The sequence below is a fragment of the Mesobacillus stamsii genome (assembly GCF_030814065.1).
Classification (GTDB): Bacteria; Bacillota; Bacilli; order Bacillales; family Cytobacillaceae; genus Mesobacillus; species Mesobacillus stamsii.
The window spans coordinates 47,787-73,338 of sequence record NZ_JAUSUN010000016.1; the positions used below are offsets into that span (position 1 = coordinate 47,787).

Sequence of the window (25,552 nt, forward strand, 5' to 3'; positions counted from 1 at the left end):
GCATGACGATGCATAGGTGGCGGGAGTTTTTTGATTTTAAAATTTCGGAGGTGGAAACATGAATATTCAAAATATGATTTTAACTTTGCAAAAACACTGGTCTGAACAGGGATGTATCCTGATGCAGGCTTATGACACCGAAAAAGGGGCAGGCACGATGAGCCCATATACCTTTTTACGAGCGATTGGTCCTGAACCTTGGAATGTTGCTTATGTAGAGCCGTCGCGCCGCCCTGCAGATGGCCGATATGGCGAGAATCCGAATCGACTGTATCAGCATCATCAATTCCAAGTGATCATGAAGCCGTCTCCAGACAATATTCAGGAGCTTTACCTGGCTTCGTTAAAAACGCTCGGAATCGATCCGCTGGAACATGATATTCGTTTTGTCGAGGACAACTGGGAAAACCCGTCATTAGGTTGCGCTGGGCTTGGATGGGAGGTGTGGCTAGATGGAATGGAAATCACCCAGTTCACCTATTTCCAGCAGGTGGGCGGGCTAGATTGCAAACCAGTTTCTGTTGAAATCACCTATGGAATCGAACGCCTTGCATCTTATATTCAGGATAAAGAAAACGTTTTTGACCTGGAGTGGACAAACGGTTTTACGGTAAGAGATATCTTTGGCCAGCCGGAGTACGAGCATTCCAAGTATACATTTGAAACATCTGATAAGGATATGCTTTTCCATCTTTTCACTATTTATGAAAAGGAAGCGAATCGCCAAATGGATGAAGGGCTTGTCCATCCAGCTTATGATTACGTGTTAAAATGTTCGCATACATTCAATGTTCTTGATGCCCGGGGTGCCATTTCCGTTACGGAAAGAACGGGATACATTGCTCGTATTCGGAATCTTGCCAAGAAAGTAGCGAAGACGTTTTATGAAGAACGAGAAAAACTAGGTTTCCCAATTTTGAAAAGGAAGGAGCAGGTTGAAAATGACTAAACGGAATTTATTGCTTGAAATTGGCCTAGAAGAAATGCCTGCAAGATTCATTCCCGACTCGATTAACCAGCTGGCGTCCAAAGTAGAGAACTGGTTTCATACGAATAGTATTGGATTTCAAGGCATCAGCGTTTTTTCTACACCTCGCCGGCTGGCCTTGCTTGTTAGGAATGTAGAGGAGCGACAGGAGGACAGGGAGGAGGAGGCAAAGGGACCGGCTAAAAAGATAGCCCTAGATGAGAACGGGAACTGGACCAAAGCATCGATAGGCTTTACCCGCGGCCATGGAATGTCGGTCGACGATATCTATTTCAAGGAAATCAACGGGATCGAATATGTCCATGTAAAGAAATTCATTAAAGGGCAGGACACCTCTCACCTGCTCGCAGAGCTAAAAGCAATTATCACAGGCTTATCCTTCCCAAAAAACATGCGTTGGGCGAATCTTGACCTTCGTTATATACGTCCGATCAAATGGCTTGTGGCGATGTTCGGCCATGAGATCATTCCTTTTGAAATAGCAGGTGTCCGAACAGGCAATACGACAAGAGGCCATCGCTTTCTTGGAAAAGAAGAAATTGAGTTATCAGCTCCCGAAGAATATGAAGAAGCTTTATTACGTCAGTATGTGGTTGCAGATGCACAAAAACGGAAAGAAACGATTTTAGCCCAGCTTAAAAAAATCGGAGACGAAAATGATTGGGTAATTCCGATGGATCAAGTCCTGTTGGAAGAGGTTAATAATCTGGTTGAATATCCGACAGCCTTGTCCGGCCGTTTTGAAGAAGAGTTTCTGGAAATTCCGAGTGAAGTCCTGATCACCTCGATGAAGGAGCACCAAAGATACTTTCCTGTTAAGTCGCAACAAGGGGAACTGCTTCCGCGATTCATCACCGTAAGGAACGGTGACGACCATCATATTGAAAAAGTAGCACGTGGAAATGAAAAAGTTTTACGAGCAAGATTGGCTGATGCTGCATTTTTTTATAAAGAAGACCAAAAGATGGAAATAAAAGCGGCATTAGAAAAATTAAAGAATATTGTCTATCACGAAGAAATTGGAACAATCGCCGAAAAATCGGATCGTGTTCGTAAACTTGTCGCTTTGATTGCCGAAAGACTGAATTTCGCACCGGAAATCGTAAGCACAGCAGACAGAGCAGCAGAAATCAGCAAATTCGATCTGGTCTCCCAAATGGTCTATGAATTTCCGGAACTCCAGGGAATAATGGGAGAAAAATACGCTTTGCAAAAAGGCGAAAGCCGAGATGTTGCCATTGCAATCAACGAGCATTATATGCCTCGCAATGCCGATGATTCTATTCCCGGATCACCTGCTGGTGCACTGGTTGCAATTGCCGATAAACTGGATACCATTGTTGCGTTTTTCTCACTGGGAATTATACCAAGCGGCTCACAGGATCCTTATGCGTTGCGGAGACAGGCTGCAGGTATTGTCCAGACGCTTAGTGAAAAGCAGTGGGGAATCCCCGTAGAAAGCCTTGTCGGCTTGGCGCTTTCCTTAGTTTCTCAAGCAGGAATCAGCAAGCGCTCTGAAGAAGAGATATACTATGATCTGATCCAGTTCTTTAAGCTGAGACTAAAACACATGCTGCAGGAGCGGAGCATTCGATACGATCTTATTGACGCTGTACTTGGAGGGGAGATCGGAACCGTATTAAGCGTAGTCGATAAAGCAGCGGCACTTCAGGATGCCAGCGGCAGGGAAGACTTTAAGGAAAATATCGAAGCGTTTAGCCGTGTCCTGAATATTGCCAGTAAAAAAGAAGTGCATGGCGAAATCGAGCCGGACCGCTTCGAAAATACGTATGAGCAGATGCTATATAAAAAATACCTAGAACTTGGCAAGAAGGCTGAAGAGGGCATGGACACAGCTGCCTACTATCAGATGCTGGCTGACATAAAGCCGGAAATCAATGCCTATTTTGAGCATACCATGGTCATGGCAGAAAACCCTGATGTCCGCGAAAACCGTTTGAATCAAATGGCCGCTTTAGCAGTACTAATCATGAAACTTGGCAAACTGAATGAGATCGTTGTAAAATAGTCCGCAAATGAGGCCATCTTAAAAAAAGTAGAAAACCAATAACACGGGATCTCATATCCCGATAGGTGGTGAGGACAATCGAACTGAATAAACGGCAGGAGCAGATCCTGCAAATCGTGAAGGAAAACGGACCGATTACCGGAGAACAGATAGCAGAGAAACTCCATTTGGCAAGAGCTACCCTCAGGCCCGATCTTGCAATCCTGACAATGTCGGGATTTTTAGATGCCAGACCCCGAGTCGGGTATTTTTATACAGGGAAATCAGGTAACCAGCTAATGTCTGAAAATCTGAAAAAAATCCTTGTCAGTGACTATCAATCGATACCGGTCGTCGTCCCTGAAAATGTATCGGTCTATGATGCGATTGTTACGATGTTCCTTGAGGACGTAGGGACGTTATTCGTGGTAGATAAGGCATCGAAACTTGTAGGTGTTCTATCCAGGAAAGATTTACTGCGAGCAAGCATTGGGAAGCAGGAGCTGTCCACGTTGCCAGTCAATATTATTATGACTAGAATGCCAAATATAACAGTTTGTCGGCGAGATGATTTGCTTATAGATGCTGCGAAAGAATTGATTGAAAAACAAATCGATGCGCTGCCAATCATCAAAGATGCCGATGGAGGATATGAAATTGTTGGAAGATTAACCAAGACGAACATTACAAAGGCTTTTGTTGCCTTGGGTGAAGAATAAGAATGAAGGCAGAAAAGGGGATGATTTTAAAAAATGGGGAAAACACCAATTATTTATGTAGTATCTGACTCTGTCGGCGAGACAGCGGAGCTCGTTACTAAGGCTGCCATCAGTCAATTCGAACATTTAGCTGTATCTCTAAAAAGATTTCCTTATGTGGAGGATAAAATACATATTGATGAAGTCATCTCCATGGCTAAGCATGATGGCGGAATGATTGCTTACACTTTGGTTAAGCCAGATATAAGCAATTATTTGCTGGATTCAGCCAAGAAAGAGGGAATCTATGCATGTGACATCATAGGTCCGCTTATGCAGCAGATCCAGGAAGTTAGCGGGGAGGCACCGTTATACGAACCGGGGCTTGTCCGTAAACTGGACGAAGATTATTTCAAGAAAGTGGAAGCAATCGAGTTTGCGGTAAAATATGATGACGGACGGGATCCAAGAGGCATTCTCAAAGCGGATATCGTTCTAGTGGGAGTTTCCAGAACCTCTAAAACTCCTTTATCCCAGTATTTGGCCCACAAGCGATTTAAAGTGGCAAATGTGCCGATTGTACCTGAAGTGGACCCACCGGAAGAATTATTTCTTGTTCCAAAGGAAAAATGCTTTGGCCTTAGAATTACTCCTGATAAGCTGAATCAGATCCGGCGTGAAAGATTGATTTCCCTCGGATTGAATGACCAGGCAATTTACGCTAATATCGAAAGGATTAAAGAAGAAATCCAGTATTTTGATGAGGTTGTTGAAAAAATCGGATGTCCAGTAATCGATGTGACAAATAAAGCCGTAGAAGAAACGGCCAATGTCATCCTTCATACGATCCGCAGTAGGCAGATGAACCGTTAGCACATCTTTCGTATGTGCTTTCTTTCTTTTTTTTCAATAAATGATGTTTTCCAAATCTTTCGCTGTAAAAAATGCTTTGTTTTCGAGTAAAAATAATGGAAAAATAGGCTTTCTTATACTATAATAAAAAATTGTGATAAAAAAGTATCAGATTAGGTTTAGACTAGACTGATTACGAATAAACTATTTACTATCAGTTGTCAAGATGTGGGTCACAAAAAAATTCGACAAAATTCCCTGCAAAAAAAACATTCCTCAAGAAGGAATATGCGGAGTGATGTAGAATTAATACTAGTAAAATCAACAGTCAGACCCTTTTTGTGGATGCGGACTCCTGCCCGGTCATAAAGGAAATTGTCGAAATTGCTTCGAAGTTTTCCATCGAAGCTGTTTTTGTGGCTTCATACGCACATATGAAGAATGATCTTCAGGGGCAAAACTGGGTTTTTGTCGATTCCTATAAGGAGGCTGTAGACCTTTATTTAATGAATCACGTTAAGAAAGGTGATTTTGCAGTGACGCAGGACATTGGCCTTGCATCTACCCTCATTGCGAAAGAAGTTTACACCATCTCCCCGAGGGGAAGTTTATACGAAGAAAACGGAATCCAGACCGCGCTTGAGCTAAGATATCTTTCTGCCAAGGCGAGACGGCAGGGTTTCTATGGGAAAGGCCCAAAACCTTTCACAAAAAAAGACAGAGAAAAATTTATAGAGGAATTGAACATACTTTTGTCGAATTTTAAGATATGTTCAAGGAATCACAACTAATTAGAGGTCATGCATATGGCAGAGAGGATTGCCGAGGAGAAATTAAATGAAATTCGGCAGGCGGTTGAAATAGTCGATGTCATTGGTGAGTATGTCCAATTGAAAAAGCAAGGCAGGAATTATTTTGGGCTTTGTCCGTTTCACGGAGAAAATTCCCCCTCTTTTTCGGTTTCGCCTGATAAGCAGATTTACCACTGTTTCGGCTGTGGAGCTGGAGGGAATGTGTTTTCCTTCCTGATGGAGATCGATGGACTGTCTTTTCAGGAAGCAGCAGGAAAACTTGCCGAAATGGCAAATATCGAATTGAATCTAGAAGGCCCAGCAGCCAGCAAAAATCTACAATTGCCTGAAGGTTCGAAGCAAATGGTCGACGCACATGAACTCTTGCGTAAATTTTATCATCATTTGCTGGTAAATACAAAAGAGGGTCAGGATGCGCTGGAATATCTTTTGAATCGAGGATTCACAAGGGAATCGATCGACAGGTTCCAAATCGGCTTTGCCTTGCCATCTTGGGATTTTGCAGTAACACTGCTGGAAAAAAGAGGATTCTTGCCTGAAGTGATGGCAAAGGCAGGACTTGTCATTCAAAAGGAAAACGATGAGACCTACTTTGACAGATTCCGGAACAGAATAATGTTTCCGATCCTGGATCACCAGGGGAATACGATTGCGTTTTCAGGGAGAGCAATGGGGACGGATGAGCCCAAATATTTAAATAGCCCTGAGACGCAAATCTTTCATAAAAGCAAAATTTTATATAATTTTCATCTTGCACGCGGCTCGATTCGAAAACAGCAGCAAGCTGTTCTGTTTGAGGGGTTTGCGGATGTCATCTCCGCTAACCGTGCAGGCGTAGAAAACGGAGTTGCCTCGATGGGGACTTCGTTGACAGATGACCATATTTCTTTGCTTAAAAGAAATGTCCAAGCGGTAACGATTTGTTATGATTCCGATAAAGCCGGCATTGAAGCGGCTTTCAGGGCCTCGAATATGTTGTCGAAGGCAGGATTGGCTGTCAGGGTCGCCATCATGCCGGATGGGATGGACCCGGATGATTTCATAAAGGTGCATGGGGAGGAAAAATTCAGAAACGATATCATTGGATCGAGCTCCACCTTGATGGCTTTTAAATTACTCTATTATCGTCGGGGAAAAAACCTTCAAAATGAAGGAGATCGCCTTCAATATATCGAAGAAGTACTGAAAGAAATCAGCAGGCTTGATAAGGCAGTCGAAAAGGATTTGTATTTGCGACAGCTAGCAAATGAATTCTCGCTGTCGCTGGATGCTCTAATGCAACAGCTAAACGAGCGGAAACAGACTTCAGCTCCTAGAAAACAAAATCAGCCTAAACCAGCGGCTTACACCAGGAAAACAGAGCTAAGGCCCGCCTACCATACAGCTGAGAGGCGCCTCATCTATCATATGATGCGAAATGCAGACGTTGCCTATAAGGTCCAGGAATTGCTGGCAGGGAGCATGATGAATATTGATGAACACCAGGCTATTATTACTTATTTATTTGCATACTATGAAAAAGAACATGACCCCGATCCAAGTGCGTTCTTAAATTATCTTCAAGATAATAAGCTAAAAAGGGTCGTTGCAGATATCGAAATGATGGCTCTGAACGAGGAAATCAGCGATCAGGAATTAGCTGATTATATCAAGCAGGTCTTGAATTATCAAAAAATGTTAAAAATAAAGGAAAAAACGGCAGAACAAAAACAGGCAGAACGTCAAAACGACTTTTTGCGCGCTGCGACAATCGCAACCGAGATTATCCAATTGCGCAAGACTTTTTAAAGCTTATGCTAATTGTTTTTGATTTTTGGAAGGAGGGGGACATATGGCTGAAAAGTCAGCCCGTTCTAAAGAAGTCACTGAAAATGAAGTGACAGTTGAACAAGTAAAAGACCAGTTAACGGCACTGGGCAAGAAAACAGGTATCCTTGCTTATGATGATATTGCAGAGAGGCTGTCAAGCTTCGAACTAGACTCCGAACAAATGGATGAGTATTATGAGTTCCTCGGTGAACAAGGAATTGAACTTGTCGGCGAAAGTGATGAAGTGGAAGATCCAGATATCAAACAGCTCGCTAAGGACGATGAAGAATTCGATCTGAATGATTTAAGTGTTCCTCCGGGGATCAAAATCAATGATCCGGTAAGAATGTATCTGAAGGAAATTGGCCGAGTAGATCTTCTTTCTGCAGAGGAAGAAATCAGCCTTGCAGAAAGGATCGAGCAGGGCGATGAAGAAGCCAAAAGACGGCTTGCCGAAGCAAACCTTCGACTTGTCGTTAGTATTGCGAAACGATACGTGGGCAGAGGCATGCTCTTCCTTGACCTAATTCAGGAAGGAAATATGGGCTTGATCAAGGCAGTGGAGAAATTCGACTACCGCAAAGGCTTCAAGTTCAGCACCTATGCTACTTGGTGGATCCGCCAGGCGATCACTCGTGCGATCGCTGATCAGGCGAGGACAATCAGGATTCCGGTCCACATGGTTGAAACAATTAACAAATTGATCCGCGTCCAAAGACAGCTTTTGCAAGACCTAGGGCGTGAACCAACACCTGAGGAAATTGGGGAAGACATGGATCTTACACCAGAAAAAGTTCGTGAAATCCTAAAAATTGCCCAAGAGCCGGTATCCTTAGAAACACCAATTGGGGAAGAAGATGATTCCCACCTTGGTGATTTCATCGAAGACCAGGATGCTACCTCTCCTTCCGAACACGCAGCATATGAGCTTTTGAAGGAACAGCTGGAGGATGTGCTGGACACACTTACAGACCGTGAAGAGAATGTTCTGAGACTGCGCTTTGGTCTAGATGACGGTCGCACACGCACGCTTGAAGAAGTGGGCAAAGTATTCGGGGTTACACGCGAACGAATCCGTCAGATTGAAGCCAAGGCTCTGCGCAAGCTTCGTCATCCAAGCCGAAGCAAGCGATTGAAAGACTTTTTAGAGTAGGATTACTAGGGAATAATGTACTTTTTAAAAAGTACATTATTCCCTTTAAAATTGTCCTGGATGCTAAGGCTTTCCACTTGGTATTTTATTTTATTTTACTGAATGATTCCTGTTTTTGCAAATCGGATTATTAAAATATCACAAAAATTTTTTAAATGTTGAGAAAATTGTCTATTCGGCTATATAATAATTGTATACGCATTCAAATCCATTGAATCGATGAAAAATCGTTTGAAGCCCAAAGAATAAAAAGAGAAAACCTCATCAATTTTTGTCGTAACTTTGAACATCTGTGACAAAGTTTGCTTTTTTTGCTTTCCCTGTAAACGTTTTTCAAGTAAAATAATATTTGTGTGAAATCATTATTTAGTTGGTGTTGTACATAAAGGAGGGTATATGATGAATCGTAATCCAATTATCCCGTTTGTATTGATTATGGTAATGGGGATCGGCTTGATGTTCCTGCTTTCTTTTAAGGGGCTTGGGGACGCTAAGAATGTTGCAAAGGAACAAGCAGGCGGTGGAAAGACAGAAGAAACTACTCAAGTAAACCCAGAGGAGTTTTACCAGCAGACTTGTGCCGGGTGCCACGGCAACCAATATGAAGGAGTGTCTGGTCCCTCATTAAAAGGTGTAGGCAGCAAGTATTCCAAAGATGAAATCAAAGGTATTCTGACGAATGGTAAAGGGAATATGCCCGCAGGAATGGCTGCAGGCAAGGAAGAACAAATGGCCGACTGGATCGTAACTGAATTGAAGTAATGTGGAAAGGCCCTTGTTTACTGCAGGGGCCTTTTCCTATTTTTAACAGAAAACAAAAAATCCCCGATGATTGGACAAGGGGCGTTAGATTTTCATATACTTATGAAAGCAAACTTTCAAGAAGTAGGTGGCTTTAATGAATGCTGACAAGCTCTCTGATCGGCTCAATGCCGTTGCAAATAATATTCCCAATGGAGCGAGGCTTGCCGATATCGGATCCGATCATGCTTATCTTCCTTGTTACATGGTAAACAAGGGGATGATTCCGATGGCGATTGCCGGAGAGATCGCCGAGGGACCGTTCCAATCTGCCCTTGAGCAGGTTCAGGAGGAAAGCCTAACAAATTTAATCACCGTTCGGAAGGGAGACGGACTCGAAGTGATTGCTCCCGGCGAAGTGGATTGCATTACGATTGCCGGCATGGGCGGATCATTGATTTCCTCCATTTTGGAAAAAGGGAAATCAAAGCTTGTAGGTGTTCGCAGGCTAGTATTACAGCCGAATGTTGCAAGCTTTGCAGTGCGCCGGTGGCTGATTGACAATGGGTGGGAGCTCTTGAATGAAGAAATTTTGAAGGAAGACAGAAAGATCTATGAAATTCTTGTTGCGGAAAAAGGCGAACCTTTAAAACCATATAAAGGCATCGATCTTGAAAGTGGCATGCAATTTGGTCCGATTTTATTGCGAGAAAAATCGGACGTATTCATGGAAAAATGGAAGGCAGAGAGGAGAAATTGGCAGCGAATCCTTATCCAATTGGATGGAGCTACCCAAAATGAAGAAACGGAGATTAAGAAGAAGGAATTAAAAAAGAAACTGAAAATGGCAGAGGAGGCGTTCCAGTGAAGAAAGTAAATGGACATCAACTGATTCAGCTTTTTGAGCAATTCTCACCAAAAGCATACGCGCTCGAAGGCGACAAGGTTGGCTTGCAGATTGGAGCGTTGAATGGGACGGTTGAAACCGTCCTCGTCGCTCTCGATGTGACAGAGGAGGTGGTGGAAGAGGCAATTGCTAACAATGTTCACTTAATCATTGCTCATCACCCGCCAATTTTCCGGCCATTGAAAAAAATCATGACCGACACACCAGCAGGCAGAATGATTGCTAAGCTGATCAAGCACGACATTGCCGTTTATGCTGCACATACGAATCTTGATGTGGCAAAAGGAGGAGTAAATGATCTCCTTGCTGAAGCACTTGGGCTTAAGAATCCCCAGGTTCTAGTTCCAACCTTTGAAGACCACCTGAAAAAATTGGTTGTGTTTGTTCCAGAGGAAAATGCCGAGCAAATCCGAGAAGCATTAGGAAATGTTGGGGCCGGGGCGATCGGCAACTATAGCCATTGTACCTTCTCAGCCTCGGGCAAAGGGAGATTCCTGCCAGGAGAAAACACGAATCCGCATATTGGCGAACGAGGAAAGCTCGAAGCAGTCAATGAAGTAAGGATTGAAACGGTTTTTCCACAGAGTATCGAAAAAAAGGTAATCCAGGCGATGATCAAAGCCCATCCTTATGAAGAGGTAGCTTATGATCTATATCCGCTTGAAAATAGCGGCGAAAACCTTGGACTTGGCAGAATTGGAAGCATTGAAGAGACGACGCTGGCAGAATATGCGCATTTTGTTAAGCAAGCGCTTGGCGTTGGGAATGTGCGAGTAGTTGGAGACTTAAATGCAAAAGTGAAAAAGGTAGCTGTTCTTGGAGGAGATGGGAATAAGTACTTCTCTCAGGCAAAGTTTCGCGGAGCAGATGTGTACATAACAGGGGATATCTATTATCACACGGCACATGACGCACTGATGGAAGGCTTGAATATGATCGATCCGGGCCATAATGTAGAAAAAATCATGAAAAAAGGAATCGTCCACGTAATGGAGAAGCGATGTAAGGAAAAGGGATATGATGTCCAATTCCTGGCTTCAGAAGTCGACACAGATCCGTTTACTTTTATCTAAAAGATGGATTGGATGCAAAGCAGAATCAGCTAATACGAAAAGCAGCCCAATTCAATTGGACTGCTTTGATCTTACACACTTGCTTCTGTTTTCTTAACCTTTGGCAGAATTTTCGAGAGCGGTACTTTTTTCTCCTTTGCCCAGGTTGCTTCGTTGTGTGGATCAAACTGTTCAAGGAAAGTGATCACTTCTTTTGTGATTGGTGTAGGGGTCGATGCGCCGGAAGTGACGGCTACTGTTTTCGCATCCTTGATCCAATCGATTTCAAGCTCGCTGATATCTGCAATTCGATAAGCTTTGGTGCCGGCTACCTCTTGTGACACTTGGGCAAGGCGGTTGGAGTTGTTGCTCTTTGGATCGCCAACAACAATCAGGATATCCGCTGCTTTCGCCTGCTCGGCCACTGCTTCCTGGCGTACTTGTGTCGCCATGCAGATTTCCCTGTGCACCTCTGCGTGAGGATATTTTTCTTTTACCTTCTCCATAATTTCAGCTACATCCCATTGACTCATCGTTGTCTGATTGGTGACAATTAATTTTTCAGCCTGCAGGTTTAATGCTTCCACATCGGCTGCTGTTTCGACTAGATGGACGATCCCAGGAGCCACTCCAACCGCTCCTTCTGGTTCCGGATGGCCTTTTTTGCCAATGTAAATGACTTCATAGCCATCCTTTTCCTTTTCGTGTATCAGGTTATGGGTAATCGTAACATCCGGGCATGTAGCATCGATCGATACCAGGCCTTTTTTTTCGGCAAGCTTCCTGACCTCAGGAGAGATTCCATGCGCAGTGAAAATAACTGTCCCTCCCTCAACTTTTTCGAGGATTTCCTTGCGATTGTTTCCGTCCAAAGTGATGATGCCTTCTTCTTCAAAAGCATCGGTAACATGCTTGTTATGAACAATCATTCCAAGTATATAGATAGGTCGCGGCAAGCTTTTGTCCAATGCTGCATTGCGGGCAATGACCATTGCGTCAACAACGCCGTAGCAATAGCCGCGAGGTGATATTTTTATTACATTCATTCAATTATCCTCCTAAGAATGCCTTTCATCTCTTTCTTTTATTATATAAAACTTATAGAAAGATTACAAAAGAGGATTTCGAAACGAAGAATGAATGGTTGGAGACTAAATGAAAAGTTTTGGTGTTGATGTTCCGTTCGTCCGCTTCTTCTTTTCGGTTTGTTTGCCTGAAGCAGTCGGCTTTTCGGTCTTTTCTGACTTTATTCTATTTTTGTTCTTATTCTTGTTCTCATTTTTTTTCTCATTTTTGAGTTCGTTTTTTTCCTTGTTCTTGTTCTTGGTATCGTGCTTTTCTTTTTCTGGCTCTGCCGTTTGTTCATCTGCATCTGGAAGATCCTTCAATCCTCGATAAAGCTTCCACATTGATGGCAAATTACGGACAAGTGGACTATACTGCTGAACCATCGGACCGAACTGCTGCGCCGTGTTCAAAACTTTTTGTGTGTTTGACAGAAAACCGTTCAATGCAGATGGATCTGCAATTGTTTTCAGGATTCCGCCACCTGTGCCGCCTCCCCGTGTTGCGGGATTGGCTCCAGAAAAAAAACCTGCTGGGGAACCGTTTCGTTGGCCGTCACTACCCTTTCCTAATATCTTGGAGAGCAGTCCGCCGCCTGGTGGTTTTGAGCGCATATTCCCTGCGCCCATTCGCGGCACCTGGCCTTGAGGCATCATTGGCCGTTGGGCAAAAGGCTGCTGCATCGTACGCCGGCCTATCCCTGGGCCCCCCATCATGCGTGGAGCGTGGAAGCGATTTGGCATTCCTCCTGGATTCATATGGGGTCCTGGTAGCATGAAGACCCCTCCTTTCCAAATATTTCATCTCCTATTAGAATATGCGGGAAGTTCGGAATGGTTTAAGAAAAGTAAGTCGTGAGAACATGTTTGTTTTTTCGGCAGGTTAGGTTAAGATAGTAGTGATTGGAGTTTTTCTGCAATCTTTCATATAATTACAGGACGAACCTGAAAAAGAGCAGCTTACGGAACAGGCTGTTTTCCGGTAATACACGAACCGGACAGAGGATAAGAAGGAGTTTTCCAATGAGTGAATCAAAATTTACACGTTATGAACTAAAGCCGTTCATTATAAATGCAATTAATCAATTAGGTTTTATTGAGCCGACTGAGATTCAAGAACGATTGATCCCGACTGTGCTAAAAGGGGACAGCGCCATCGGGCAATCACAGACGGGCACTGGAAAGACGCATGCCTATGTACTGCCAATTTTGAACAAGGTGGATTCATCGCGCAATGAAGTACAGGCAGTCATCACGGCGCCGACACGGGAACTTGCCAACCAGATTTATCATGAAGTACGGAAAATTGCTGAACATGCGACAGATGGAGAGCAGATTACTGTCCGCTGTTATATTGGCGGAACAGACAAGCAAAGAACGATTGAGAAACTGAAGACACAGCCGCAAATCGTGATCGGAACGCCAGGCAGAATTAACGCTCTTGTCCAGGAAAATGCATTATTTGTGCACACCGCCAAGTTACTAGTAATCGATGAGGCCGATTTGATGCTTGACATGGGATTCATTGAGGACATTGACCAGTTTGCGTCGCGCATGCCCGAAAAACTGCAAATGTTAGTATTTTCGGCGACGATTCCCGAAAAGCTGAAACCGTTTTTGAAAAAATATATGGAAAACCCTAAATACATCCAAATTGAACCGAAACAAGCCACAGCCGCGAATATTGAACATATTCTCCTTCCTGCGAGGCACCGGGATAAAATAGGCCTTGTGCATTCGGCTCTGCTGGCCTTTAATCCATATTTAGGAATTATATTTGCGAATACAAAGAAAAAAGTGGATGAAATTGCGGATGGATTGATTCAAAAAGGCATGAAGGTGGCCCGTATCCATGGTGACTTAAGCCCGCGTGAGCGCAAACGGGTCATGAAGCAAATCAAAGACCTTGAATTCCAGTATTTAGTTGCGACAGACCTGGCAGCAAGAGGAATTGACATCCAGGGAATTAGCCATGTGATTAACTATGAACTGCCTACAGACCTTGATTTTTATATCCACAGGGTAGGAAGAACGGCACGTGCTGGCTCATCTGGAGTTGCTTTGACCATCTACGAGCAGAGCGATGAAGATGCGTTAGTACGCATTGAAAAAATGGGAATCACTTTTCAAAACATTGATTTGAAAAAGGGTGAATTAACGGAGTTAGAAGAGCGCAACCGACGTCAGAACCGAAAAAAGAAGGAAACGGCAGGCGAGACGAAGGCAAAGACGCTTGTAACCAAGCCTAAAAAAGTAAAACCCGGCTATAAAAAGAAGATGAAATACGAAGTCGACAAAATCAAAAAACGGGAGAATCGTATTCAGAAGAGAAATAAATAAAGGGATTTAGGAGAGATCTAGATGTTACTTGGTTCGCATGTTTCGATGAGCGGCAAGAAAATGCTGCTTGCAGCTAGTGAAGAAGCTGTCTCATATGGTGCAAATACTTTTATGATCTATACGGGAGCACCTCAGAATACTAGAAGAAAGAAAATCGAGGACCTGAACATTGAAGCAGGGCGGCTGCATATGGAGCAGAATGGTATCAATGAAATAGTTGTCCATGCTCCCTATATTATCAATATCGGGAATACGCAGAATGCTGATACCTTTGATTTGGGAGTGCGGTTTTTGCGGAGTGAAATCGACAGGACCGAAGCCCTTGGTGCCAAGCAAATCGTTTTGCATCCGGGTGCGCACGTCGGTGCAGGTCCAGATAAAGGAATTGAAAAGATCATTGAAGGCTTGAATGAGGTGCTTCGTCCAGAAGACAAAGTCCAAATTGCTCTGGAAACCATGGCGGGAAAAGGATCGGAATGCGGCAAGTCTTTTGAGGAGCTGGCGATGATCATCGACGGTGTCAAATACAATGACAAGCTTTCGGTTTGCTTTGATACTTGCCATACTCATGATGCCGGTTATCCAATCGTGGAGGATTTCGATGGCGTATTGAACGAATTTGATAAGATCATCGGCGTGGACAGACTCAAAGTGATGCACATTAATGACAGCAAAAATGAGTTCGGGACAAGGAAAGATCGCCATGAGAATATCGGCTTTGGGCATATCGGTTTTGAGGCAATAAATTATATCGTCCATCACCCGCAACTGACGCAAATACCAAAAATCTTAGAAACGCCATTTGTTGGACCTGACAAGAATACGAAAAAACCACCTTATAAATACGAAATCGCGATGCTAAAAAATAAACAATTCGAAAAAAATTTGCTAGACACCATTATGAACGGCTGAACCTGAACGAAAGCTGCGGACCAGTTCCGCAGCTTTTTTCTCAGAAAAAAGTGTCCGTCATTACGATCAACACGCCTATCCTATTTCATAAAGTTCACAAATAATTTATTAACTTCCCTCGCTGTTTCCGGATTGGTGATTTTAGCGATTTGCTTGATGAGTTCCGTTCTTTCTGAATCATGAAAGATATTGACTTTTTTTCCGCGTAAGTAACCGGCGATTTTTTCTGCCTGCGCTTTTGTTATTGATATTTGGAATTGAGAAGCGTATTTAAGCAGCTCATCTGTTGTAATGCTGCCTATTTTATGGTTAATAATATTTTCAAAGATAGCCAAAGATCATCACTCCTTCATAGTAAGGTATGTGCTTTGTGCTCGTTTTGTGACAATTTTCTTGGCAAGGAAGTTCTTTTGTTTACTTTACGGAAAAAAAGAGCTATACTCATAAGGTAAATCGGAATGATTCTTATTTTGGTAGGTGATAATGTGAATACAAATGATTACATCGTTCAGGTACAGGATGTATATTACCGATACGATAAAGAGAATGTACTTGAAAATATAAATCTGTCGATACACCGAGGGAGCTTCTTGGCCATCGTTGGTCCTAATGGATCTGGAAAATCAACGCTGCTGAAGTTAATACTTGGTCTCATCAAGCCACAAACAGGGACGATCCGTCTGTTTGGACAGGATATTAATAAGTTTAGGGAGCAGCATAAAATCGGATTTGTGTCGCAAAAGGCAAATTCCTTTAACACAGGCTTCCCGGCAACTGTTTTTGAGGTGGTCGCCAGCGGGCTGACAAAAAAACTTGGGCTGTTTCATATTTTAAAGAAAACGGACCATGTAAAGATTAAACAGGCAATTGAATCTGTCGGAATGGGGAATTTTCTCGACAGAAATATCGGGGAGCTTTCTGGAGGCCAACAGCAAAGAGTGTTCATCGCGAGAGCCCTGGTCAGCGAACCTGAATTGCTGATCCTTGATGAGCCAACAGTCGGGGTCGATGTCCAGAATGTAAACTCCTTTTATGAAATGCTCGAAACACTTAATAAGAAGCAGGGGATTACGTTGCTTATGGTGACGCATGATATTGGTACGATCTCCGAAAAAGTCACGAATGTTGCTTGTTTGAATAAAAATATGTATTTCCATGGAAGTGCAGACGAATTTGAACAACTGAAACTGAATGATGTGTCAGAAATTTATGGGCATGATGTGCAAGTTTTAACTCATGATCATCACGAGGGAGGTCATCATCATGATTAGTGGCCTGATGCAATATGAGTTTTTACAAAATGCTTTTTTGACCGGCATGATTATCGGTGTGATCGCTCCCCTTCTCGGTGTTTTCATTGTAGTCAGAAGGCTGTCCCTTATAGCTGATGCCTTGAGTCATATTACCTTGGCTGGGATCGCATTAAGCCTTTTGCTTGAGAAAAAGTTTCTGGTGTTAAGCGGCCTTAACCCACTTTATATGGGAATGGTCTTTTCCGTTGGTGGATCGTTATTCATTGAAAAGCTTCGCACGGTTTATAAGCATTATCAGGAACTGGCTATTCCAATCATCCTTTCGGGTGGAGTTGGGCTTGGCGTTATTTTCATTTCACTTGCGGATGGTTTCAATACGGATTTATTCAGTTATTTATTTGGGAGCGTCAGTGCAGTAAGCAGGGCGGATTTATGGACCATTCTGATTATCAGTATCTTTGTGATCACAATCGTATCTTTCCTATACAAAGAACTGTTTCTATTATCGTTTGATGAAGAATATGCAAAGGCAACTGGAATTGCAGCCAAGTCTTTGCACTTTATTTTTATCGTCATGGTGGCACTGGTCATCGCGGCGTCTATGAGAATCGTTGGGATTCTGCTTGTTTCCTCACTGATGACTTTGCCAGTGGCAGCTAGCATCCGATTCGCTAATGGATTCAAGCAGACAATCTTCTTTTCCATCCTGTTCGGTGAAATTTCCGTGCTAGGGGGACTATTCCTGTCCTATTACTTGAACCTCGCTCCTGGCGGGACGATTGTCATGATTGCTATATTCATCCTTGTGCTGGTGATCTGGCTAAAAAAACGCAGTGCAAAAAGAGCTATTTTAAAGAGGTGATATCATGAATGTGAATGAGGCAATGAACTTGCTGAAGGAACAGGGGTATAAACATACCGATAAACGTGAGGATATGCTCCAGCTGTTTTCTGACCATGACAAATATTTGACGGCACGTGATGTACTTGAACAAATGAAAAAAAATCATCCTGGGTTGTCGTTTGATACGATCTATCGTAATTTAAGTGTGTTTGTCGAGCTGGGAATTTTGGAGATGACAGAACTGTCTGGAGAAAAACATTTCCGGTTTACCTGTTCCCAGACGGAGCATCATCACCACTTTATTTGCCTGAACTGCGGAAAAACAAAGGAAATTGACACCTGTCCAATGCGGAATATCGAATCAAATTTTAAAGGTTATGATATTTCTGGCCATAAATTTGAAATATATGGAAGATGCCCAGATTGTCAACTCTAGGGCATTTCCTTTTTTAAAAAATTTAAAAAACGGCCATCAATAAATGATGGCCGTTTAGCTATTTTTTAGCCAATTTCGTACCCAATTATTTGCTTCCTGCCAATTGTTTACTCGAATGACGCCATCGGGAATTGGCTCCTGGTTATACGGGGTGTCAAAGAGGATGACAGGAATATTTAGTTCTTCATGCAGATTGACTGCATTATCATGCTTGTCCTCGAAAAAGATTTCAACACGATAATCTCGTGCTGCCTGGATTTTATCATGCGAACCTATTAAATGGATATGATGATAGCTAAGATCATTGGCAGAAAACCAATCTTGCGTTAGTCCCAGTAAATGTGTGCTCCGGGCGCTGATAAAATACAATTCATGCTCCTTTTCCCAGCTTTTCAGGATTTCCTTTGCACCGGGGGCTAAAGGAGACTTAGAATAGATCACTGGTTCCATTTTTTTAAACCAGGCAGCAAACGCTTGTTCACTGACGGAAACAAGCGGCAGAAAATCATACTGCTTGATATCATCTAAGTTAAGCTGTAAATCGAATGCTTCGTTTAAATAGGGTACAAATGTAGCGGGAGAAGTGACTGTTCCATCAATATCTATGCCAAAACGTCTTTTCATCGTCTGCTCCTTAAACCATAATCTCTTTTCATTTTAGCAAAAATAAATTGTCCAGAAAACCTTTACTTTTAGATATTAGTTAAACATTGCCATGATGAAAAACCGCTCCGCCGTAAACAATACTAAATGCTCCACTTAAGAAAGCGAGGGATTAAAGTGGCAGACCAAGAACGACAACAGATTGATACCGGATATAGCACTGAATCTAAGCAGGACGTCATTCCGTTAACAGAGGAATGTGACAACCATTACCAAGAGGAAGCTGCTACTGCGGTAGCGGAGCATTCTCAGGAAATGATAGCGGATCGTGAGGAAAGTTATCACGAGGAGGCAGCGGCAGAAATTGCTGCTCCTGTAACCCCTGCGTTTAGAAGAAGGTCAGCAAAAGAAAGTACAACTGAAGGACGGGGCCTTGCATACTCGGCTCTTGCCCTATCGATCTTGTCGCTGTTTATTTTACCTGTTCTCTTTGGGGCAGCTGGAATTGTCCTTGGATTCATTGCCCGTCGCCGCGGTTCCGCAATCGGCAATTGGGCGATTGGCATAGGGACAATCGCCATTCTGGTAGGCATTTTGATTCTGCCGTTCTTTTGACGGAAAATGCCAAACAAAAAATGCCCGGAATTCTCCGGGCATTTTTTAGCTTATTTCAGGAGGGCAGCTTCTTTAAGCTTTTCAGCTGCAAGTATATCGATTTCCTTCTTTAATTCCTCTACCATTGTTGCTTCAGGTACTTTACGGACTATTTCTCCTTTGCGGAAAAGCAGGCCTTCCCCTCTGGCGCCGGCAATGCCGATGTCGGCTTCCCGCGCTTCGCCAGGACCGTTCACAGCACAGCCGAGCACGGCCACTTTGATCGGTGCCTTGATCTTAGAGATATATTCTTCGACTTCATTGGCGATGCTGATTAAATCGATTTCGATTCGGCCGCAGGTAGGGCAAGAAATCAATGTTGCAGCATTCGCAATCAGGCCGAAAGCCTTCAACACTTCCCTAGCAACCTTCACTTCCTCAACTGGGTCTGCACTCAGTGACACCCTTACCGTATTTCCGATTCCTTTGCTGAGAATGGCACCTAGACCAGCGGCGCTTTTTACCGTTCCAGCAAATAAAGTTCCGGATTCAGTGATTCCAAGATGCAGCGGATAATCGAACGCCTTCGCTGCTTTCTCGTATGCTTCCATTGCAAGGCTCACGTCAGATGCCTTCATAGAAACGATAATGTTATGGAAATCAAGATCTTCAAGGATCTTAATATGGTGCAAAGCACTCTCTACCATACCATCTGCAGTAGGATAGCCGTATTTGTCGAGAATTCGTCTCTCTAGTGATCCGGCATTAACACCAATCCGAATTGGTATTCCTTTTTCCTTTGCCGCTTTAACAACCGCCTCTACCTTTTCGCGCTTGCCAATGTTTCCAGGATTGATCCTAATTTTATCTGCTCCGCCTTCGATTGCTTTAAGCGCCAGGCGGTAATCAAAGTGGATATCAACAACCAGAGGGATATTAATACGTTTCTTTATTTCAGAAATGGCATCTGCCGCTCTTTCATCCGGACATGCAACACGAACGATTTGACATCCTGCTTCTTCAAGACGTTTAATTTCAGCAACCGTCGCTTCGACGTCATGAGTTTTTGTGGTTGTCATACTTTGAATGATTACTTCATTATTTCCACCAATAGTTAGATTGCCAACCTTGATTGGACGGGTTTTGGTACGATGTATTATATCACTCAACAGTGGTTCGCTCCTTTAAAAAATGGAATTTATCCTTACAGTTCACAACCCCATTTTATCAAGCTTTTCATCAAATTGACAAGGAAAGACTTTTTTTGTTAGTCTTTGTTAATTTTTATGGCTATAATCCGGGAATTTATAGGTATTGCCAAATTGAATCTTTTTCGGATCCATCCCCTCATTAAGCTGTTTAAAGTCTTCTACCAACTGTGAAACCGGGACGGAGAGAGGTTTGTTTGAATTGCTGTCGAGTACAGAAAGGACTGTGTCGCCAGGCTTGACTTCATGTTCGAAATAAGGAATTTTCTTTTCGGTGGGGTTCCCTGATTCTTCCGCTTCTGCTAAAACTGATTCTGCCGTTCTCAAAGCGGGAAGTGTTCCTATGCTTAAATCATTGTAAACAGCATACGTCAAAACTAGGAAAGCCAGTAACCCTGCCAATTTTTTCATAGGAACTTCCTCCTCTATCTGCTTATATCCAATATTTATGCAGAAAAAATAGAGTTCAGAACCAAATGGTAGAAAAAATAACTAGTAATTTGTTCAGTTAGCTAGAATTGGTTTAAAAAAATCGCGCTAGTTCCAGTGCCTAGCCCCTCACCTGACGCCCCGCGGAAAGCGAGAGTGTCAAACGTTCCAATCAACAGCCCCGATTATCCACCAAACGAAAAAGGACCGGGCGAAGTTTGTCCGGTTTTTCTTATAGTATCAGAATTTATATTTTTGTGAAGCCGCAACACAAACCATTCTTAGCTTTAGAAGAAGCTAACCCATTATTCTAAACGAAAAAAGAGGCTAGCCTAGGTACTATTTATTCCCTTGACAGCTCTTTTAACTTACCTTATAACAAACTGAACAAGAAACCGATCACGACAATTGCCCCAATGATCCATTAGAATAGTTCTTACCACAAAACATCCCCTCTATTATAATAAGCTTAATACTATGACTATATTTGAAAAGATTCGGTAGTATCGATCAGATGCTTGCGCTTCACTAGTAAAACAGAAGATTCATTTGATACCAATTTTGTCAGCTGTATCCATTTAGGTTCTACATCGACACCTTCCATAATTTTTAAACAATTTTTAAACTCGTATTTGGTTTTATAGTTAACAAGAAGGATACAAGTTTGGACAAAGTGGTTACCTCCACTGCCTTTTGACGGCTGTAAAAGTAGTCTAATCCAATTTGCTGGCAGTCTGATACAGCATTTTCTTCATGTGAAATCTCTTTCGAACCCAATGAGCGTATTGGTGCCCTAAAAATTGTGAAACTGGAGAAAGAGGACACCAATGAGCTGTATTGGTGCCATAAAAAACCAGAAACTGGAGAAAGAGGACACCAATAAGCAGTATTGGTGCCCTAAAAAACCAGAAACTGGAGAAAGAGGACACCAATAAGCAGTATTGGTGCCCTAAAAAACCAGAAACTGGAGAAAGAGGTCACCAATAAGCGGTATTGGTGCTAAAAATACCTCTGAACTGGCATACACCGATGAGCGCTATAAAAAATACCTTTTCACATAAATACACCTAGCATACGATCTCCGTTCTGATTAAGTTCCGTCTCAAGCAGGAGAAGGAAACGGCGAGTAGAAAGGTGGTTGCCACTAGGAAGTTGCCACAATCATAAAGGCGCTTGCGCTTTTCTTATAATATCAGAATTTATATGTTTACCCTTTTTTGCAATTGCAGGAAAATCGAGGGGCAATGGAGCCAAATATTCTTAAACGAATCTTTTTTGTTGATAGATACGAAGGCGAAAAACGACTGGAGGAGTTAGCGGCAAACGGCTTGCCTAAGTGTTGGGCTATGTGCTAATGCTGGACAAATTTATTTTGACAGGTTTGTGGGTATAGAGCGAAAAGTTGTCAAGAAAACCCCTTTATTTTGACAGGTTCTAAGTTCTTACCAAAAAAACAATCCTGTGAGGGTTTGGGGTGAAATTATTTATTTGGATGGTGATAGGCTCGGTTGCTATCGGAATAGGTTTGAGCAAAGCGACGAGGAGGCTCACCTGTCGCCCCGAGGAAAGCGAGTGTCTGGAGTGAAAATCGATTATCAGCCAAACCCAAAAAAAGACCGGGCGGTTTTTGTCCGGTTTTTCTCATGAGAATCCTGTTAATTTATCCTATGGAATCAATTTAATCCGCAGATTTCAAAGGAACAATTCTGGCAATCGACTTCTCTCTTTAAATAACTAAGGTTTTTTACGGTGAATTTTAGCTGGTCATAGGCGATGACGTCCTTTTCGCGCAAGTCCTTAAGCATTCTTTGGATCACTTCACGGGTTCCGAAGGTCAAATTGGCAAGTTCCTGGTGGGTAAGCGGTAAATCAATCAGGATTCCTTCATCTGTCATTACCCCGTAGCTGTTGCATAGCCTGATCAATATGGAGTACAATCCACCCTTTTTTCCGTTCATAATCAGGTCCTGGCATTTCATTTGCGCCTTAAGGTATCTTGTACTCAACCAATTCACTAGTGCATTCATCGCTGTTTTATCATCAAGGACGAATTCTTCGAACTGTTCTCTTTTAATCATCAGCACTTCACAGTCAGTGAGTGTTTTTGCGGAAAAATGGTATCGCGGAGTATGTTTGAACAATTCATATTCTATGATCATTTCTTCGCCGTTCAGGATTTTGAGGATGAATTCTTTGCCTTTCATGTGAACACGGCCGACTGAAACAGTTCCGCTTAAGATAATATAAACATTTTGAACATTTTCGTCCTCCTGGAAAAGGATGGTGTCTGCTTTGATTTTTTGAATTGTTTCTTTATCAATGAAGCTTTGTATCATTAAACTGTACAATGATATATTTCTGTCCATCTGGATCGTCTCCTTATATTCCTTTCTATACTTTGATTTAAGGGAATTGTGGCAGCTATGTCAATTGGGTTATAGAAATAACTGGAAATATTTTCAGCTATGTGCGACAAATATCGTTGACACGACTGCGTTCGGAGAAAATTGACGATTTTCTAAACTTTTTTCACAAATACATGCATGTATAAAAGAAGGATGATGTGGATAGGTTAATCTTGTTTAGACAAGGCTTTTTATTTGAAACAAATCTTTTTCTTTGGTATGCTAAAAGCAAGCACTATTAGAACAATTCTAATTACCTAAATTGTATGAAAGATTGTTCTAAAAGTGAAACACGATACATAGGAGGATGTTAAAATGGCATTTGAATTACCACAATTACCATACGCATACGATGCACTGGAACCACACATTGACAAGGAAACAATGAATATTCACCACACAAAGCACCACAATACGTATGTAACAAATCTTAACAACGCATTAGAAGGAAACGAAGAGCTTCTATCCAAATCTGTCGAAGAAGTTATTTCTAATCTGGATGCTGTTCCAGAGGCAGCACGCACTGCAGTTCGCAACAATGGCGGCGGACATGCGAATCACTCTCTTTTCTGGCAAGTTATCTCTCCAAATGGAGGCGGCGAGCCTACTGGAGAATTAGCGGAAGTAATTAACGCAAAGTTTGGCGGATTTGAAGGCTTCAAGGAAGAATTCTCTAAAGCTGCAACTACTCGCTTCGGTTCTGGCTGGGCTTGGCTCGTTATTCAAAATGGAGAGCTAGAAGTAATTAGCACGCCAAACCAAGACAACCCATTGATGGAAGGTAAAACTCCGATTCTTGGCTTGGATGTTTGGGAGCATGCGTATTACCTGAACTACCAAAACAGAAGACCAGAATACATTAGTGCATTCTGGAACATTGTGAACTGGGAAGAAGTCAGCAAGCGCTATGCATCTGCGAAATAATTAGGGAAATACGCGAGGGGCTGCAATAAATGCGGCCTCTTTCTTTGTTTTGTTTAGGAAATTATAAAATTATTTAGTTGTGGATAACTTTTTGTGGTTTTCTTAATCTAGCTACAGCGCTTGTCGGGGCTATTCGTGGCGCTTGCGCTTTTCGTTCTTGTTAAAAAGTGAATAGCTCTGATTGCTTTGTTAGAAACTACCCAAGAGAAAAGGGGAGTCGATCATGAGCAAAGCAAACAAATTATTAGGAGACATTGAACTGACTAAGGATTTGGCACTCCTGTTGATGATTGGGGGGTTATACTCTTTAAGCATTGCCCTTTCCAATACGTTCGTTAACATCTATTTATGGAAGCAATCCGGCGAACTGGCCGATTTAGCACTGTATAATCTCTCGATTGTCGTTGCCCAGCCGCTCACCTTTATCCTTGCTGGGAGATGGGCAAAGAAGGTTGACAGAGTCATTGTGCTCCGCATTGGCGTCATCTTTTTAGCATTGTTTTATGTGACGGTGTTGTTTGTAGGCACAAAAGCATCCGAATTTTTATTGCTATTGGGTGTTCTTTTAGGAATCGGCTATGGTTTCTACTGGCTAGCCTACAATGTTCTCACCTTTGAAATCACCGAGCCAGAAACTCGTGATTTCTTTAATGGGTTTCTCGGAATTCTCGGATCTATTGGAGGAATGATTGGACCAGTAGCCGCTGGCTTTATCATTTCAAGACTAGAAAAGCTGACTGGTTATACGGTGGTTTTCGGGTTATCTTTAGGATTGTTTTCCATCGCTGTTTTATTGAGTTTCTTTTTGAAGCGACGCCCTGCCCACGGCAAGTACTGGTTCCGGCGGATTATTATCGAAAGGAAACATGATAAAAATTGGCGTATGGTGACAAATGCTCATTTCTTCCAGGGGCTGAGAGAAGGGGTTTTTGTATTTGTCGTTTCCGTTTTCGTATTCATCGCCACAGATAGCGAAATGGCTTTGGGTACTTACGGATTGGTTAATTCTGGGATATCATTTCTCGCTTATTATTTTGTATCCCGGACCCTAAAAAAAGAATATCGGAAACAAGCAATTCTCGTCGGCGGATTGATACTGTTTTTTGCGATTTTCCTACTTATATTTGAACTCAGCTATTCCCGGCTTCTATTATATGCTGCATTGATTGCCATCGCTTACCCTCTACTGCTTGTGCCTTACTCTTCCATGACCTACGATGTAATTGGCCGCGGCTGGAAAGCGGCTGAAATGAGGGTGGAATACATTGTCGTGCGCGAATTATTTTTAAATCTTGGCAGAGCTGCTTCGATTTTGCTTTTTCTGCTGGCAATCCATCTATTCAGTGAAAAACAAGCGATTCCTTTCCTTCTGGTCCTGCTTGGAAGCGGGCATACCTTGATTTACCTCTTTATTAGGAACATCCACTTTAAAACAGCATAACTGGAAAGTCTTTTTAGCGCATAGCATGCGGATCAAGCTGCTTGCGCTTTTTTCTCTGCTGGAAAAATAATCTGCGATT

General features: G+C 42.6%; 25 protein-coding genes. 18 read left to right on the plus strand and 7 right to left on the minus strand.

What is annotated here, in order from left to right; translation table 11 throughout:
* The first annotated feature begins 58 nt into the window (after positions 1–58).
* The 10 genes from glyQ (at position 59) to J2S25_RS13085 (ending at position 11,041) form a co-directional block, all read left to right on the plus strand.
* Positions 59–949: a glycine--tRNA ligase subunit alpha gene (gene glyQ / locus J2S25_RS13040; protein ID WP_044392389.1), complete on the plus strand. Its 891-nt coding sequence runs from the start codon at positions 59–61 to the stop codon at positions 947–949.
* Entirely contained in the window at positions 942–3,017 is a 2,076-nt protein-coding gene (gene glyS / locus J2S25_RS13045; protein ID WP_307192107.1) for a glycine--tRNA ligase subunit beta, read from the plus strand. The genes glyQ and glyS overlap by 8 nt, the downstream gene beginning before the upstream one ends.
* Before the next feature lie 65 nt (positions 3,018–3,082).
* Complete coding sequence (gene ccpN / locus J2S25_RS13050; protein ID WP_044392393.1) at positions 3,083–3,715, plus strand: transcriptional regulator CcpN; 633 nt, start codon at positions 3,083–3,085, stop codon at positions 3,713–3,715.
* Positions 3,716–3,748: 33 nt separating this feature from the next.
* The gene (locus J2S25_RS13055) at positions 3,749–4,567 is read left to right on the plus strand and encodes a pyruvate, water dikinase regulatory protein (RefSeq protein ID WP_044392397.1); all 819 of its coding nucleotides are present in this window, start codon (positions 3,749–3,751) and stop codon (positions 4,565–4,567) included.
* 320 nt (positions 4,568–4,887) lie between these two features.
* Positions 4,888–5,337 (plus strand): YaiI/YqxD family protein, encoded by a 450-nt coding sequence (locus tag J2S25_RS13060; protein WP_084221753.1) that lies wholly within the window; start codon positions 4,888–4,890, stop codon positions 5,335–5,337.
* A 15-nt stretch (positions 5,338–5,352) separates the two neighbouring features.
* Positions 5,353–7,146 (plus strand): DNA primase, encoded by a 1,794-nt coding sequence (dnaG, locus tag J2S25_RS13065; RefSeq protein WP_307192108.1) that lies wholly within the window; start codon positions 5,353–5,355, stop codon positions 7,144–7,146.
* Positions 7,147–7,189: 43 nt separating this feature from the next.
* On the plus strand, positions 7,190–8,320 hold the full coding sequence (gene rpoD, locus J2S25_RS13070) for an RNA polymerase sigma factor RpoD (protein WP_044392399.1): 1,131 nt from the start codon (positions 7,190–7,192) through the stop codon (positions 8,318–8,320).
* Between the two features lie 399 nt (positions 8,321–8,719).
* Complete coding sequence (gene cccA / locus J2S25_RS13075) at positions 8,720–9,082, plus strand: cytochrome c550 (RefSeq protein WP_044392401.1); 363 nt, start codon at positions 8,720–8,722, stop codon at positions 9,080–9,082.
* A 136-nt stretch (positions 9,083–9,218) separates the two neighbouring features.
* Positions 9,219–9,929 (plus strand): tRNA (adenine(22)-N(1))-methyltransferase, encoded by a 711-nt coding sequence (locus tag J2S25_RS13080; RefSeq protein WP_044392403.1) that lies wholly within the window; start codon positions 9,219–9,221, stop codon positions 9,927–9,929.
* A complete protein-coding gene (locus J2S25_RS13085) occupies positions 9,926–11,041 on the plus strand; it encodes a Nif3-like dinuclear metal center hexameric protein (RefSeq protein WP_044392404.1) in 1,116 nt (371 codons plus the stop codon). The genes J2S25_RS13080 and J2S25_RS13085 overlap by 4 nt, the downstream gene beginning before the upstream one ends.
* Positions 11,042–11,112: 71 nt before the next feature.
* Here J2S25_RS13085 and J2S25_RS13090 read toward each other — a convergent pair whose 3' ends face one another.
* Positions 11,113–12,066, minus strand: a complete 954-nt coding sequence (locus J2S25_RS13090) for a 4-hydroxy-3-methylbut-2-enyl diphosphate reductase (protein WP_044392405.1) — start codon at positions 12,064–12,066, stop codon at positions 11,113–11,115.
* Positions 12,067–12,171: 105 nt separating this feature from the next.
* Positions 12,172–12,861, minus strand: coding sequence for a VrrA/YqfQ family protein (gene vrrA, locus J2S25_RS13095; RefSeq protein ID WP_052806982.1), 690 nt, complete (start codon positions 12,859–12,861; stop codon positions 12,172–12,174).
* A 246-nt stretch (positions 12,862–13,107) separates the two neighbouring features.
* On the opposite strand from vrrA, the gene J2S25_RS13100 reads away from it, so the two are divergent.
* Both J2S25_RS13100 and J2S25_RS13105 read left to right on the plus strand, forming a co-directional pair.
* The gene (locus J2S25_RS13100; protein ID WP_044392406.1) at positions 13,108–14,424 is read left to right on the plus strand and encodes a DEAD/DEAH box helicase; all 1,317 of its coding nucleotides are present in this window, start codon (positions 13,108–13,110) and stop codon (positions 14,422–14,424) included.
* 21 nt (positions 14,425–14,445) lie between these two features.
* The gene (locus tag J2S25_RS13105; protein ID WP_044392407.1) at positions 14,446–15,336 is read left to right on the plus strand and encodes a deoxyribonuclease IV; all 891 of its coding nucleotides are present in this window, start codon (positions 14,446–14,448) and stop codon (positions 15,334–15,336) included.
* An 80-nt stretch (positions 15,337–15,416) separates the two neighbouring features.
* Here J2S25_RS13105 and J2S25_RS13110 read toward each other — a convergent pair whose 3' ends face one another.
* On the minus strand, positions 15,417–15,671 hold the full coding sequence (locus J2S25_RS13110) for a DUF2624 domain-containing protein (RefSeq protein WP_044392408.1): 255 nt from the start codon (positions 15,669–15,671) through the stop codon (positions 15,417–15,419).
* A gap of 150 nt (positions 15,672–15,821) precedes the next feature.
* On the opposite strand from J2S25_RS13110, the gene J2S25_RS13115 reads away from it, so the two are divergent.
* From J2S25_RS13115 to zur, 3 genes are read left to right on the plus strand one after another with little or no spacing between them, the layout of a single operon-like run.
* On the plus strand, positions 15,822–16,607 hold the full coding sequence (locus J2S25_RS13115) for a metal ABC transporter ATP-binding protein (protein WP_439117500.1): 786 nt from the start codon (positions 15,822–15,824) through the stop codon (positions 16,605–16,607).
* Positions 16,600–17,451: a metal ABC transporter permease gene (locus J2S25_RS13120; RefSeq protein ID WP_044392409.1), complete on the plus strand. Its 852-nt coding sequence runs from the start codon at positions 16,600–16,602 to the stop codon at positions 17,449–17,451. Before J2S25_RS13115 ends, J2S25_RS13120 begins: the two co-directional genes overlap by 8 nt.
* A 4-nt stretch (positions 17,452–17,455) precedes the next feature.
* Positions 17,456–17,869: a zinc uptake transcriptional repressor Zur gene (zur, locus tag J2S25_RS13125; RefSeq protein WP_044392410.1), complete on the plus strand. Its 414-nt coding sequence runs from the start codon at positions 17,456–17,458 to the stop codon at positions 17,867–17,869.
* A 54-nt stretch (positions 17,870–17,923) separates the two neighbouring features.
* Here the strand turns inward: zur and J2S25_RS13130 are convergent, their stop codons facing one another.
* Entirely contained in the window at positions 17,924–18,493 is a 570-nt protein-coding gene (locus tag J2S25_RS13130; RefSeq protein ID WP_044392411.1) for a 5' nucleotidase, NT5C type, read from the minus strand.
* Positions 18,494–18,649: 156 nt separating this feature from the next.
* Here J2S25_RS13130 and J2S25_RS13135 point away from each other — a divergent pair, with 156 nt between their 5' ends.
* Positions 18,650–19,087, plus strand: a complete 438-nt coding sequence (locus J2S25_RS13135; protein WP_084221754.1) for a DUF4190 domain-containing protein — start codon at positions 18,650–18,652, stop codon at positions 19,085–19,087.
* A gap of 50 nt (positions 19,088–19,137) precedes the next feature.
* On the opposite strand, the gene ispG is transcribed toward J2S25_RS13135, so the two are convergent.
* From ispG to J2S25_RS13150, 3 genes are all read right to left on the minus strand, one after another.
* Positions 19,138–20,226 carry a flavodoxin-dependent (E)-4-hydroxy-3-methylbut-2-enyl-diphosphate synthase gene (ispG, locus tag J2S25_RS13140; RefSeq protein ID WP_198528171.1) on the minus strand — a complete coding sequence of 363 codons (1,089 nt, stop codon included), beginning with the start codon at positions 20,224–20,226 and terminating at the stop codon, positions 19,138–19,140.
* Between the two features lie 117 nt (positions 20,227–20,343).
* Positions 20,344–20,685 (minus strand): protein YqfZ, encoded by a 342-nt coding sequence (gene yqfZ / locus J2S25_RS13145; protein WP_044392414.1) that lies wholly within the window; start codon positions 20,683–20,685, stop codon positions 20,344–20,346.
* A 1,691-nt stretch (positions 20,686–22,376) separates the two neighbouring features.
* The gene (locus tag J2S25_RS13150) at positions 22,377–23,069 is read right to left on the minus strand and encodes a Crp/Fnr family transcriptional regulator (protein ID WP_052806999.1); all 693 of its coding nucleotides are present in this window, start codon (positions 23,067–23,069) and stop codon (positions 22,377–22,379) included.
* Positions 23,070–23,423: 354 nt separating this feature from the next.
* On the opposite strand from J2S25_RS13150, the gene J2S25_RS13155 reads away from it, so the two are divergent.
* Both J2S25_RS13155 and J2S25_RS13160 read left to right on the plus strand, forming a co-directional pair.
* Positions 23,424–24,032: a superoxide dismutase gene (locus J2S25_RS13155; RefSeq protein ID WP_044393138.1), complete on the plus strand. Its 609-nt coding sequence runs from the start codon at positions 23,424–23,426 to the stop codon at positions 24,030–24,032.
* Between the two features lie 223 nt (positions 24,033–24,255).
* Complete coding sequence (locus J2S25_RS13160) at positions 24,256–25,473, plus strand: MFS transporter (RefSeq protein ID WP_307192110.1); 1,218 nt, start codon at positions 24,256–24,258, stop codon at positions 25,471–25,473.
* Positions 25,474–25,552 lie beyond the last annotated feature (79 nt).